9 protein-coding genes and 1 pseudogene are annotated in these 12,967 nt (G+C 66.9%); 6 read left to right on the top strand and 4 right to left on the bottom strand.

The window, feature by feature from the left end; genetic code table 11:
- Window positions 1–427 (top strand): annotated as a pseudogene (locus tag ACTIIH_RS14360) (hypothetical protein); the annotation flags it as partial.
- Window positions 428–499: 72 nt separating this feature from the next.
- Window positions 500–1,465, top strand: coding sequence for an aldo/keto reductase (locus ACTIIH_RS14355; RefSeq protein ID WP_441452598.1), 966 nt, complete (start codon window positions 500–502; stop codon window positions 1,463–1,465).
- An 85-nt stretch (window positions 1,466–1,550) separates the two neighbouring features.
- Here ACTIIH_RS14355 and ACTIIH_RS14350 read toward each other — a convergent pair whose 3' ends face one another.
- From ACTIIH_RS14350 to ACTIIH_RS14340, 3 genes are all read right to left on the bottom strand, one after another.
- Window positions 1,551–2,768: a threonine/serine exporter family protein gene (locus ACTIIH_RS14350; RefSeq protein ID WP_441452596.1), complete on the bottom strand. Its 1,218-nt coding sequence runs from the start codon at window positions 2,766–2,768 to the stop codon at window positions 1,551–1,553.
- Between the two features lie 142 nt (window positions 2,769–2,910).
- Window positions 2,911–4,551 carry a GMC family oxidoreductase gene (locus ACTIIH_RS14345; protein ID WP_441452594.1) on the bottom strand — a complete coding sequence of 547 codons (1,641 nt, stop codon included), beginning with the start codon at window positions 4,549–4,551 and terminating at the stop codon, window positions 2,911–2,913.
- Window positions 4,552–4,902: 351 nt separating this feature from the next.
- Entirely contained in the window at window positions 4,903–6,840 is a 1,938-nt protein-coding gene (locus tag ACTIIH_RS14340; RefSeq protein ID WP_441452592.1) for a primary-amine oxidase, read from the bottom strand.
- A gap of 100 nt (window positions 6,841–6,940) precedes the next feature.
- Between ACTIIH_RS14340 and ACTIIH_RS14335 the strand changes: the two genes are divergently transcribed.
- The 4 genes from ACTIIH_RS14335 (at window position 6,941) to ACTIIH_RS14320 (ending at window position 11,860) form a co-directional block, all read left to right on the top strand.
- Window positions 6,941–7,537, top strand: a complete 597-nt coding sequence (locus ACTIIH_RS14335) for a TetR/AcrR family transcriptional regulator (RefSeq protein WP_441452590.1) — start codon at window positions 6,941–6,943, stop codon at window positions 7,535–7,537.
- A gap of 151 nt (window positions 7,538–7,688) precedes the next feature.
- Entirely contained in the window at window positions 7,689–8,651 is a 963-nt protein-coding gene (locus ACTIIH_RS14330) for a helix-turn-helix domain-containing protein (RefSeq protein ID WP_441452588.1), read from the top strand.
- Window positions 8,652–8,940: 289 nt separating this feature from the next.
- Window positions 8,941–10,332: an APC family permease gene (locus ACTIIH_RS14325; protein ID WP_441452602.1), complete on the top strand. Its 1,392-nt coding sequence runs from the start codon at window positions 8,941–8,943 to the stop codon at window positions 10,330–10,332.
- Window positions 10,333–10,456: 124 nt separating this feature from the next.
- Complete coding sequence (locus ACTIIH_RS14320) at window positions 10,457–11,860, top strand: aldehyde dehydrogenase family protein (RefSeq protein WP_441452600.1); 1,404 nt, start codon at window positions 10,457–10,459, stop codon at window positions 11,858–11,860.
- 88 nt (window positions 11,861–11,948) lie between these two features.
- On the opposite strand, the gene ACTIIH_RS14315 is transcribed toward ACTIIH_RS14320, so the two are convergent.
- Window positions 11,949–12,773, bottom strand: a complete 825-nt coding sequence (locus ACTIIH_RS14315; RefSeq protein ID WP_441452586.1) for a metallophosphoesterase — start codon at window positions 12,771–12,773, stop codon at window positions 11,949–11,951.
- Window positions 12,774–12,967 lie beyond the last annotated feature (194 nt).

The raw sequence follows: 12,967 nt of genomic DNA, 5'->3' as shown, positions 1-12,967 counted from the left end.
CGCCCCGGGCGAGGCGACATACGCGGCGACCAAACACGGAGTGCTCGGCTACCTCGAGGCCGTGCGCACGGAGAAGTGCGGTACTGGGGTGCACTTCACCGCCGTCATCCCCGCCGTCGTCGACACCGTCCTGGCCGCGGGGATCGGCACCGGTGCGGGCCCACTGCTGCGTCCCGACGATGTCGCGGCCGCAGCCGTCCGTGCGGTCGCCCGGCCCCGTTTCGAGATCACCGTGCCCGGCTTCATCGCTCCCGTGACCCGCCTGGCCGATCTCCTGCCGCAGCCGGTCAGGGACCGCATCTTCGTGGCCATGGTGCCCGACCAGGTCGCGCAGGTGCGGGCCGATGCTCGCGCCGGCTACGAGGAGGTTGCGTTCACGACCTCCCGCGCGGGGCGCGGTCAGGGGTGGGCCGCCTCGGCGGAATAGTTCTCCCGAGCTATCCGTTGTGCGGAGGTGTGGGCCATCTGAGGCCCGGACATTCGACGAATGGAGGAAAGCTTGACCACGCGGAAGCAGATTCCCGGAACCGACCTGTCCATCTTCCCGATCAATCTCGGCACGAACACCTTCGGGTGGACGGCCGATGAGGCGCAGTCCCATGCCGTCCTCGACGCCTTCGTGGCCGGCGGCGGCAATTTCCTCGATACCGCCGAGTCTTACCCTGCGTGGGTGCCCGGCAACACCGGCCGCGAATCCGAGACCATCATCGGCACCTGGTTGGCCTCGCGGGGCAACCGCGATGACGTCGTCATCGCCACGAAGGTCGGCGACCATCCCGAGCACAAGACGCAGGATCCCGAATACATCCGCACCGCCATCGACGCCTCGCTTGAGCGTCTGCAGACCGATCACGTCGACCTCTACTACGCCCACCGCGACGATGAGGTGACCCCCATCGCCGAGGTGGCCCGCGTCTTCGATGAGATCGTCCGTTCCGGTAAGGCCAAGCACATCGCGGTGTCGAACTATTCGCCGGCGCGTCTGGCTGCGTGGTTCGCAGCGGCTGAAGACGAAGGGCTGGTCAAGCCGGTCGCGATCCAGCCGCAGTACAGCCTCGTCTATCGGCGGGAGTTCGAGACGGATCTGCGCCCAATCGCCGAGCGGCGGGATCTCGCGGTGTTCTCGTACTTCAGCCTTGCCGCCGGCTTCCTCACCGGCAAATACCGCACCGAAGCCGACCTCGAAGGGGCCGACCGAGGTGGCATGGTGCAGGGATATTTCAATGCCGAGGGGCTCAAGGTCGTCGACGATCTCGTCGCGATCGCCGATTCGCACAATGTTGCACCTGCGACGGTGGCGCTGTCCTGGCTGCTGGCGAAGGGCGTGACGGCACCGATCGCCTCGGCTCGCACACCTGAGCAGCTCGAGGCGGTCATGGCCGCACCCGGGCTCGAGCTCAGCGCCGACGAGGTCGACCGTCTCGACCGGGCCTCCGCGCCGTTCGCGCAGGAGGAACCCTCCTGACCTTCCCTCCCACTTACTACCTGATGGCGGCCCAGCAACCTCGCGCGCGGTTGCTGGGCCGCCGTCAGGTAGTTCTAGGGATGTCTCAGGCGACGATTTCATCCTTGGGCTCGACCGCGTGGGCGATGGTAGCGCCGATGACCGTGCCGATGGCGATGGTGAAGAACGTGGTCGCAGCCGCCAGCATGCTGCCGGCAACCCCAGTGCCGTCACCGAACTCGATCTGCGAGGCGTTGAGGAGCCCGAACGACCCTGGCGCGACGACGAGGAACGCAGGCACGAAGCTGATTCGCCAGATCGGGCCTTTCGGCAGGCGCGAGAGTACGACGGCCACCACCGATGCGGTCAAAGCGCCGGCCAGGCCACCGATGGCCGCACCGAATTCGGCACCGGTGCCCAGCTGTGCCAGTGCGGCCGCGGCGATGGTGAGGACGATCGGCACCGTGTGCTCGAGTGGGGTGTGCAGATAGATGATGAGGCCCAGCGTCGCGGCGGCCACGCCCAGGGCGGAGAGCCACCATGTCGAGGCGGTGAGCTGGGAGTTCGCAAGGGCTTCGACCCCGGTTCCGGTCGCCACAGCGGCACCGGCGACGCCGGCGATGAACATCGCCAACTGGACGGTGGCGGAGACGAGCCGCGAACTGCCGGCGGACAATGCCCCGGCGGAGATCTCGGTCAGTCCGGTGACCACGGCACTGCCGGGCAGCAGCACGGCTAGGGTGGCGACGATCGTGCGCAGGGGGCTGTCCAGCCAGTCGAGGCGGTAGCCGATGAGGATGAGCACCGCGACGATGAAGGCCGAGGTCACCGGCAGCAGCGGTCCGAGGCTGGGGTGGCGGGCATTGATGGCGAGCACTGCAGCGACGACGAGCGAACCGAGGGCGGCGAAGGCGAGGTTGACCAGTCCGGGTTCGAGCAGCAGGCACAGTCCGACGCCGATGGGCAGCGCGCCGAGGCAGGTCACCCATCCGGGCCAGCGAGCCGGAGTGCCGTAGACTTCGGCCTCGATCATGCGGCTGGCGGCCTCGACGCCGAGCCGACGCGAGCGCACGGCGTCGACGATGTCGAGCAGCTTCGCAGTTTGGTCGAACCGCAGGTCAGGACCGATGCGTTGGAACCGGGTGGGACTGCCGGGGCCGATGGTGAGGAAGAGGCCCTTGGGCAGGGCGGCAACGTTGATGGACTTCAGGCCGACCGCAGGTGCCAGCCCGGTCAGTGCGTCTTCGACATCTACCGAGGAGATCCCACCGGCGAGCAGCCCGGTCCCGATCGTCACCAGCAGCTCCTGTGCGGGGACGGTCATATCGTTTGCCTCGTGCACTCCCAGTCCCTCTCGTCTGCAGATCGGCCGACGAAGTAGAAGATACCAGCCTCTTACTACCCGACGGCGGCCCAGCAACCTGGCGCGAGGTTGCTGAGCCGCCGTCGGGTAGTAATAAGGGGAGTCAGTGAGGGGCTGGGGCGGTGATTCCGTCGGCGGGGGAGCCGACGAGAGCGGCCGCGGCGCGTTCGGCGATCATGATCGTCGGAGCGTTCGTATTCCCGGTCGGCACCAACGGCATGATCGACGCATCGGCCAACCGCAGCCCGCTCACGCCCCGGACCTCGAACGTGGCCGGGTCGACGACCGCCTCGGCGTCCGTGCCCATCCGGCAGGTTCCCGCTTGGTGATGATAGGTCACGACCGACCCGCGGACGTAGTCCTCGAGATCCTCGTCGGCCACCTCGGGGCCGGGGTGGATCTCGGTGGGCTGCCACGATGACAGCGCCTCGGCCCGACCGATCTCACGGCACTGCCTCACCGAGGCGACGAGGGCGTCGACATCGGCTTGTGCCGAGAGCACCTGCGGATCGACGACGAGCGGATCCTGCGGGTTCGGACCGCTGAGCCTGACCTCGCCACGGCTCTCGGGCCGCACCAGGCCGCCCTGCAGAGTGAAGGCTCCGCCGGGACCCGGTCCGGTCTGCGCGGCAGGGGCCGCATCTTGGGCATACATCGGCACGGAGAAGAGCAGCGGCTGAGTGTCGGGGACCGGCAGCTCCGGCCGGGACTTCGCAAAGAAGTGAACCTCGGCGGGCGCCACCTCTCCCATCGGCACCTCTCGATCGCCGGTGGCGAAGACGACCGGTGAGAGCCAATGATCCTGGAGGTTCTTGCCCACGCCCGGCAGATCGGCGACCGAGTCGATGCCGACCTCGGCAAGGTCTGCGGCGGGCCCGATGCCCGAGCGCAGGAGAAGCTCGGGCGAGGCCAGGGCACCGGCCGAGAGGATGACCTCGTCGGCGGACACGGTGCTGACCCGTCCCCGGAAATCAATCTCGAGACCGGTGACCGCGGTCCCGTCGAGGAGAAGCCGACGGGCGTGAGCGGAGGTGAGGATCGTTAGATTCTCATCGCCGAGGCGGGGCTTGAGGTAGGCACGCCAGGTGTTCAGCCGTTTGCCGTCGCGGACATTGAGTTGGATCTTTCCGATGCCTTCGACGGTGCCGGAGTTGTAGTCGTCGTTGACGGGCACGCCGGTCTGTGTGGCGGCCGTGAACATGTCCTCCTGCAGGGGGTTGCGTGCGTAGTCGACGCGCACATCCATCGGCCCGTCGGTGCCGCGGTTCTCGGTGATCTCGCCGTCATAGTTCTCGATCGCGGCGAAGACAGGTGCGACCTCGTCCCAGGACCAGCCGGGGCATCCGGATTCGACCCACTGGTCGTAGTCCCAGGCGTCACCGCGGACCCAGATGACGGCGTTGAGGGCATTCGATCCGCCGAGCACCTTCCCGCGCGGCAGATGGATCTTCCGGCCCATCGCCGCCGGCTGCGGAGTGGTGTAGTAGTCCCAGTCCTGAGTCGAATGCCAGATGAGACCGAGGTTGTTGAGATGGTCGATGTTCGGGTTCGTCTCGTCCCCGCCGGCCTCGATGAGACAGACCTTCTTCCCGGCGTCGAGGAGTCGGCGGGTGATCACGCACCCGGCCGATCCCGCTCCGACGACGATGTAGTCGAAGTCGTCGTCGGGGAGTTCGGTGGGGAAAGTCGACGGATGAGTAGTGATGTTCGCGGCCACAGTGCCTGCCTCCTGCTCGGTTGTCATGGCCACAGGCTAGTGACGCCGGTCACCGGTGAGGAATGCCTGCGGTCGAGGTGTGCACGATTCGGCAAGACGTCGGCGACGGTTGTGCGCGCATCGTCAAGTTCGGTCCCACCTCACGTCTCCGTGCTACCCGACGGCGGGGGGGGGCCCCCCCCGCCCGGGGGGGGGGGGCCCCGGCGCGGGGGGTGTGTGGGGGGGGGGGGGGGACGGGGGGGGGGGGGGCCCGCGGGGGCCGGGGGGGGGGCGCGCACCCACAGTGCGGGCCCCCCCCCCCGACCCGGGCCACCCCGGCGGGGGCTCCGCCCCCTCGCGCGGGGTTGCTGGGCCGCCGTCGGGTAGCAATTGGGGAGGTCAGGAGTCGCAGCAGGGGGAGCCGGACTCGGGCGCGGGGACGTCGAGGACGGGGGAGCGGTCGAAGAACCCTTCCGGTCGCAGCTTGAAGCCGACGGTGTCGACGGGCATGATCGGCCAGTCCTCGACCCGCGGGAAGTGGGTGAGGCCGAAGCTGTGCCAGACGACGATGTCCTCCCCGTCGACGCTGCGATCGGCCGCCGTCCAGGCCGGCAGTCCCGCATGGCCGGGGTGCTGATTCGGGAAGTCCCCGGTCGGATACCGTTCGTCCTCGTGATATTGCGAGACCCACAGTGACTTCGACGCGAACGTCGCACGCCGATGGATCGACGAATCCTCGGCTGCGAGCAGCGTCGGCGGACCCGTGGGGTGCAGTTTGTACCCGACCGGTTCGCCGAGGCGGTTCGTCGACTCCGGGTTCGTCACCACCCACGTCCGCGCCTTCGACTGATCCGCATCCCGTTGCGCAGCCAACTCGGTCGCCAGCACGGTCCGGGACCGGCTGAAGGCGTTGCCGCGCGGATTGTCGTCCGAGACCGGCAGACGCACCACGTCCTCCTCCTCGACCCGGCACGTGCCGCCGTCGAGGGCGAAGTCGAGGCGGGCGCCGAAGAGATGCTGGTGGAACGGGGCGCCGAGTCCGGGCGCGATCTCCGAGGCGAAATCGCTCGACCCGTTCGGCAGCGCCGAGGTGAAGACGACGCCGGTGGCCTTGGCCTCGAATTCGATCGTGCCGTCGAGGTAGAGGTACCAATAGAACCCGTAGTCGTAGTTGCCGACCGTGGTGAAGAACGAGACGACGAAGCGGCGATTGCGGCGGGTGTAGGCGACACCCGACCACAGGTCCGAATGCTTGGCCAGGATCGACGCGTCCTCCTCATGCATGCAGATGCCGTTCTTGATCTGCCGAGGTTCGCCGAGGTTGTTCGCCACCCACGGAGACAGATAGGTGATATCGCCGAGGCAGTCACACCCGAGCTCGAGCGAGTTCGCCCATTGCCCGACGAGGTATTCGCCGGTGTCGAAGTAGTTCTGCCACGACCGCACCGGTGACGGATCACCGTAGGGGACGACCATCTCGGCGATCGCCGCCCGATCGAGGATCGTGCGACGGCGCTCACCATCGTCGAAGGCGATGTTGTGCAGGACGAGTCCCTCACGCATGTCGAAACCGATGTCGAAGGACCACTTCTCCCATTCGATGTGGTTTCCCTCGGTGACGGTGAAGCTCGGCCCCTCCGGCTGCGTGATCGAGATCGGCTTCTGCGAAGTCCGCACGGGCCCGGTCAGCTCGAGATCCGTGTAGTTGCCGTGTTCAGTGGGCACAGGTACGTTCTCGAGGTCGAGGACCTGGTCGACGGTTCGGTTCGTGACGTCGACATAGGCGACGAGCCCGTCGATCGGATGAGCCCACGCCGAGTCCGACTCATGCTGCTGGTGGAACGCCAGCCCGCGCAGGATCCGCCGTCCCTTCTCCTCCGGGTATTCGAAGACGCCGGCCGACAACGGTGCCACCCGCACCTCTGCGACGGGCAGTCCGCGCTTCTCGAGGCTCGCCAGCCACGTCGGATCTGCGGCGAGCACTTCTTCGACGATCTCGAATTCCTCTTCCATGACGGGGAACTCGCCCTCTTCGGTGGAGTCCACTTCGGTCACGGATACGACGGCACGTCGCGTCGCCGAAACGACGATATCGTGGGCGGTGCCGGCGGACTTGTCGAGGATGAAGGCACGGAACCGGCGATCCACCTCGGCGGTGGTCCGATCCGTGCCGCGCACGGGATCGAGCAGGCCGACGTAGGCCATGCGCGCGGAGTCGGGGAAGTGCCCGGCCGAGCGCAGCACCGCGGTGACGGCTGCGATCTCGGCCTCGGTCGGCAGGGTGAAGGGGGTGGCTGTGGTCGCCTCGGCGACGGGAGCGGAGGAATGGCAGGACATGGTGCACCTTTGCAATCTGGGCCTGTGGGCTGAGTCACGCTAAAATCTACACTCGTAGGAAATAAAGTCAAGACCCGATCTGCACCGTTGTGGAGGAGCCATGCCCAAGATCGTCGACCACGACCAGCGTCGACTGGACCTCGTGCAGGCGACGCTGCGCCTGATCGTCCGCCAAGGTCTGAGTGGGGCGACGATGCGCGATATCGCGACCGAGGCGGGCTTCGCCAATGGGGTCATCAAGTCGTATTTCGGGTCGAAGGCAGACCTGTTGGCGGCCACCTATCTCTACGTCTTCGAGGCCACGAATGCCAGGGTGGCGACCTCGACGGCGGGTCTGCGCGGGCTCGATGCGCTGTGTGCCTTCGCCCATGAGGTGCTCCCGGTGACGCCGGAGCTGCATGATGAGGCCCGCGTCGTCCTGTCCTATCTCGCCGAGGTGGCCCAGAATCCCGATCATGCTCGCGCGACCGCTGAGACCATGGAGCTATGGCGGGCGTGGATCGTGGCCTGGCTCGGTGAGGCCGACGCCGATGGTCGGCTGCGGGGCGAGGTCGACATCGAATCCGAGGCCGAGGTGCTCCTGACGTATCTCCTCGGTGCGCAGACCACCGCAATCATCGGCGGGTACGGATTCGACTTCGCCGGTTTCCGTGCCCAGCTCGACTACGTCATCTCCCGCCTCGACCGGCGGAGCTGACCGGGCGAGTGAAAGGGGCCTTGCCGATGCGGGGTGACCAAATGGTCGGTAATCGGGTTCAGGGTCGTGACTGGCGCGACGGTTGGGGATAGAGTGACCGGACAACGGGCCTTCGACAAAGCGGTCGGGGCCGAGCAATCTAAGGACGACGATGTTGCTTGAAGACACCGCGAACGATTTCGAAGGCTGGCAGGGGCTGGTCTCGGACTCGTTCGTTCCGCTCGATACCGAACCCCAGCGCCGAGGCGTATTCCAGGGTCGCATCAGCGCGCGCGACTACGACTCCGTGGTGATGTCGCAGATCAACGCCCACCCGCATGCCGTCCTGCGCACTCCCGAGCTGATCGCCCGAGCCCGATCGGAATCGCACGGCTGCCCGGCCGGGACGAACTACTTCAAGGTCTCGCTGCAGCTCGACGGGCACGGTCTGCTCGTCCAGGACGGGCGAGAGATGGCCCTGGCTCCCGGGTCGCTGGCCGTCTACGACACATCGCGCCCCTATACGCTCAGCTTCGATTCGGACTTCTCGTCCTACGTCATGATGTTTCCGCAGTCGCGGGTCAACCTTCCCTCCGAAACCGTCGGTCAGCTCACCGCCACCCCGATCGGTGCCGACCATCAGCTCGGCTCGGTCGTCGCCCAGGTCATCTCCCAGGCCGGGGCCATGCTGCCGACCCTCAACCGGGCGACAGGTGTGCGGTTGGCCGGCAACGTCGTCGATCTGCTCACCACGGTGATGGCCGATGAGCTCTCGGCCACAGGCAGTGAGATCGACGAACGGCAGCGGCTGTGGGCCGAGATCACCGACTATATCGATGCTCATCTCTCGGACCCGCAGCTCACCCCCTCGACCATCGCCGCCGCCCACTTCATCTCGGTGCGCACCCTGCACCAGATCTTCGAAGGCAGCGGTGAGACCGTGGCCGGGGAGATCCGGCGGCGGCGCATCGAGAAGTGCCGACTCGACCTCGCTGACCCCGGACAGCGTCAGACTCCGGTGGCCGCCATCGGTGCCCGGTGGGGACTGAGTGATCCTGCACATTTCTCCCGGCTGTTCCGCAGCGCCGTCGGCCAGCCGCCCGCCGGGTACCGCCGCAGGACCCAGGTCGACTGAGCCGGCCCCGCCGCGGCTGCACCGCAAGGGCCGGGGTGCGGATGCGCGAATCGTCAAGAACTCTGCCTGCAAAGCCAAGACGCGACAGGCGGGCGGTGTCCACACTGGCAGTAGTCTCTTTTACTGTTAGGTGGATCACATGAGCACTCTCAGCTCGGACTCGGCCAAAGGCGGCCTGGGTTCCCCACTCGGCAATGCCGCCGAGCGGACTTCCAAGGACGTCGGGGATGCATCCGCGGCCACGGCCTCACTCGATGCCCGCCGCATCGGAATCCCCGCGCTCGTCTTCATGATCATCGCCGCCTCGGCGCCGTTGACCGTCGTCGCCGGCGGAGTCCCCAGCAACTTCGCCGTCACCGGCCTGGTCGGGATTCCGCTGTCCTTCGTCGTCCTCGGGATCATCCTCATCCTCTTCGCCATCGGCTATGCCGCGATGAGCCGCCACGTCCACAACGCCGGCGCCTTCTTCGCCTACATCTCGAAGGGGTTGGGCAAGCCCGCCGGGATGGGGGCGGCGATGACCGCGCTGGTGGCCTACAACGCCATGCAGATCGGCATCGCCGGAATGTTCGGCTTCGTCTTCTCCTCCTTCCTCGACACCCTCTTCGGCGTCTCCTGGTCCTGGTGGGTCTGCGCCCTCATCGCCTGGGTCATCGTCGGCATCATGGGAGTCCTCCGGGTCGACTTCTCCGCGAAGGTGCTCGGCATCATCGTCGGCGCGGAGTTCCTCGTCGTCATCGTCTTCGACATCATCGGACTCGCACACAGCCCCGAAGGCATCACCGGCGACGGGCTCGCGTTCGACCAGCTGTTCGCCCCCGGGGTCGGCGCGGCCCTGGCATTCTCGATCGCGGCTTTCATGGGCTTCGAATCCGGGGCCATCTACAACGAGGAGGTCAAAGACCCTCGTCGCACGGCCGGTCGGGCCACCGTCATCGCCGTGAGTATCATCGCGGTGTTCTATGCGTTCTCCGCCTGGGCGATGGTCATCGGCGAAGGAGCCTCGCAGGTCATCGGCCGCTCCCAGGAATTCGGACCCGACCTCATGTTCGTATTCCTCGGCGAACACGCCCCGGTGTGGTTCGTCGACCTCGGCAACCTGCTGTTCCTCACCTCGCTGCTGGCCGCACTCGTGGCCTTCCACAACATCGTCGCCCGCTACGTCTTCGCCCTCGGCCGGGACCGGGTCCTTCCCCAGTCGCTGGCCAGGACCTCACGACGCACCGGCGCGCCGGTGGCCGGCTCCCTCACCCAGTCGGCGCTGGCACTCGTCATCATCCTCGTCTTCGCCGTGGTCGGCTCCGGCAGCGATGACCCGCTGTTCCCCGTCGTCACCCTCTTCACCTGGCTGACGAACATGGGTGCCTTCGGGCTCGTCCTGCTCATGGCGCTGACCGCGCTCGCCGTCGTCGGCTTCCTGCGCACGAAGTCGGGGGAGTATTCGCTGTGGACCCGCGTCATCGCCCCCGGCCTGTCTGCGGTCGGACTGCTCGCCCTGTTCGTCGCCATCGTCATCAACTTCAATGTTCTCATCGGTGCAGAGGGCACCTCGGTGCTGTCCTGGCTGCTGCCGGCCATCGTTCTCGTCCCCGGGCTCATCGGCACGATCTGGGCCATCGTCCTCCGCTCGTCCGCGCCGCACCTCTATGCAGGAATCGGTTCGGGTGGTTCCCTGGGATGACGTAAGCGTTCCGACCGCCCGAAACAGCCGTACACACCGCCGGAAAATGACCACACCAACCGCCGCCGACCACCCGGTCGCCGATCAAAGGAGCACCATGACCGCCGAGGCAACCGCCACCGAAATGACCACCACCGCTGGCATTCTCGCCGCCATCGTCGACCCCGCCGGACGCGAGATCCACGATCCCGCCACCGGCGAGGTCGTCGGCCGCACTCACGAAGGCACACCGGCAGAGATCGACGCTGCCGTGGCCGCCGCAAGCAAGGCCCAGTCGGCGTGGGCCGCGCGCACCTCCCAGGAGCGCAGCGACCTGCTGGGCAAAGCCGCCGACGCCATCGAAGCCTCCGCCGAGGCGCTCGCCGAACTGCTCTCACGCGAGCAGGGCAAACCGCTCAACGGGCCCAACGCCCGTTTCGAAGTCGGCGCCTGCGCGGCCTGGCTGCGTGCGAACGCTGCTTTCGAGCTCGAACCCGACGTTCTCGTCGATGACGGTGAGACCCACGCCGAACTCCACTACCGTCCCGTCGGCGTCGTCGGAGCCGTCGGGCCCTGGAACTGGCCGATGATGATCTCCGTCTGGCAGTTCGCTCCCTCACTGAAGATGGGCAACACCGTCGTCCTCAAGCCCTCGGAGTACACACCGCTGTCCGTGCAGGCGCTGGTGGCCGTGGTCAACCAGGTGCTGCCGGCCGACGTGCTCTCCGTCGTCCCCGGTGATGGTTCTGTGGGCGCGGCGCTGACCAGCCACGCAGACGTCGACAAGATCATGTTCACCGGGTCGACGAAGACCGGACAGGCGATCATGCGCACCGCCGCCGACAACCTCGCTCGCATCACTCTCGAACTCGGCGGCAATGACGCAGGCATCGTCCTCGAGGATGCCGATCCCGCCCAGATCGCGGGAGACCTCTTCTGGGGCGCGTTCATCAACACCGGACAGACATGTGCGGCGATGAAGCGGCTCTACGTGCCCGAATCCCTTTACGACCAGGTGTGCCAGGCCCTCGTCGAGGTGGCCGGACAGTCTCCGATGGGCGTGGGCTTGGACGAGGAGAACGTCCTCGGCCCGTTGCAGAACAAGCAGCAGTATGACATCGTCGCTCGCCTCGTCGACGCGGCCAAGGACGAGGGAGCGCGCGTGCTCATGGGAGGCGACCCCGTTTCCGACCAGCCCGGCTACTTCTACCCGACGACTCTGGTCGCTGACATCGACAACGACAATGCGCTGGTGGCCGAGGAGCAGTTCGGACCGGTGCTGCCGATCATCAAGTACACCGATCTCGACCAGGCCATTGAGTGGGCCAACGAGCTCGAAGTCGGTCTCGGGTCCTCGGTGTGGGGCACGGACCTCGACGCCTGCCGGCAGGTTGCGGCTCGCCTCGAGGCGGGGACCACGTGGATCAACAAGCACGGTGCCGTCGATCCCCGCGTGCCCTTCGGTGGGGTGAAGAAGTCCGGCTTCGGCCTCGAATTCGGTCTCGAGGGGCTCAAGCACGTCAGCGTCCCCCATGTCATCTCCTGGTAATTACTACCCGACGGCGGCCCAGCAACCTCGCGCGCGGTAGCTGGGCCGCCGTCAGGTAGCACGGAGGGTCTTCTCCAGCTTTGGGCCCTTAGCTGATCGTTGCCCCGTGGAGGATGAACGGGTCAAAGACCGGGGCCGCCTCGGCGAGGTGGCAGGGGTCGATTCCGACGATTCTGCGGCCGGCATGTTCGAAAGTGGCATGGCGGTGATCGACGTCGAGTCTGATCTGCTGTTGGATCCGGGATTCGGCCGACCACCGGCTGCGGTTCCAATCGAACGCACTCGAATGGCCATGGACCTGATTGAACGGCATTTCGGTCCCGAGCCGCGGCCAGGAAGGATAAACTTCCGTCCCGGCGGCTGCCCATACCGGACCGGCGTTGTCGTCATCGACACCGAGGAGCATCGTCCCGGGATGCCAGAGTGCTCCATCGTCGGCGGCTTCCTTCAACGCCGCCACCGTCGCCTCGGCACTGTCGGGGGCTCCGAGCCCATGGCGCCAGAAGCCAGTCGTCAGGCCGGCATGGGTGATCAGCCACTCCTCGCCTGAGCCGTCGATGACGGCCGCCGCCGGTCTGAGACGACCATCTGCCCACCAATCCCGCAGCTGCGTCTGGGCGGCCTCGTCGATGGTTTCATTCCAACCGAAGATTGGTCGGTCGACGTAGAGCTGCTCGTGATTGCCCACGATCTGAGTCCACACGCCTCGTTCCAGAAAGTCGGCGACGAGGCCGACGACCTCAGCGGATGCCGGGCCACGGTGGACCAGGTCGCCCACTTGGACGACATGGAGGTCCTGCGGCCACTCGATCGCGGATCCGAACCGTACACCGAGCTCTCCAAGGAGATGGGCGAGCGGCCCGAAATGGCCGCCGACGTCTCCGATTACGGCGATTCGGGTGTGGGCATTCATGGTCTCAACCTGTCTGCGCGTCGACGGCGTCGCTGTGAGAGGAAGAGGCGCCGCGCGTTGCGGCTAGCCGAACGGCGGTGCTGGTTGAAAGATCCATACCCACAGTCTCTCTTTCCGCACCAACTTTGCGCTTCCAGGACTACCCGACGGGGGCCCAGCAACCTCGCGCGAGGTTGCTGGGCCCCCGTCAGGTA

Origin of the sequence: Brevibacterium sp. (genome assembly GCF_052105255.1) — a bacterium.
Classification (GTDB): domain Bacteria; phylum Actinomycetota; class Actinomycetes; order Actinomycetales; family Brevibacteriaceae; genus Brevibacterium; species Brevibacterium linens_B.
The sequence above is the reverse complement of the archived record's forward strand: the minus strand, read 5'-3'. Positions and strand labels throughout refer to the sequence as shown.

What these genes read in the sequence shown, in the direction of transcription:
- ACTIIH_RS14340 (WP_441452592.1), bottom strand. Translation starts at nt 6,840, where the DNA reads ATGTCCTGCCATTCCTCCGCTCCCGTCGCCGAGGCGACCACAGCCACC.
- ACTIIH_RS14330 (WP_441452588.1), top strand. Translation starts at nt 7,689, where the DNA reads ATGTTGCTTGAAGACACCGCGAACGATTTCGAAGGCTGGCAGGGGCTG.
- ACTIIH_RS14350 (WP_441452596.1), bottom strand. Translation starts at nt 2,768, where the DNA reads ATGACCGTCCCCGCACAGGAGCTGCTGGTGACGATCGGGACCGGGCTG.
- ACTIIH_RS14315 (WP_441452586.1), bottom strand. Translation starts at nt 12,773, where the DNA reads ATGAATGCCCACACCCGAATCGCCGTAATCGGAGACGTCGGCGGCCAT.
- ACTIIH_RS14320 (WP_441452600.1), top strand. Translation starts at nt 10,457, where the DNA reads ATGACCACCACCGCTGGCATTCTCGCCGCCATCGTCGACCCCGCCGGA.
- ACTIIH_RS14345 (WP_441452594.1), bottom strand. Translation starts at nt 4,551, where the DNA reads ATGACAACCGAGCAGGAGGCAGGCACTGTGGCCGCGAACATCACTACT.
- ACTIIH_RS14325 (WP_441452602.1), top strand. Translation starts at nt 8,941, where the DNA reads ATGATCATCGCCGCCTCGGCGCCGTTGACCGTCGTCGCCGGCGGAGTC.
- ACTIIH_RS14335 (WP_441452590.1), top strand. Translation starts at nt 6,941, where the DNA reads ATGCCCAAGATCGTCGACCACGACCAGCGTCGACTGGACCTCGTGCAG.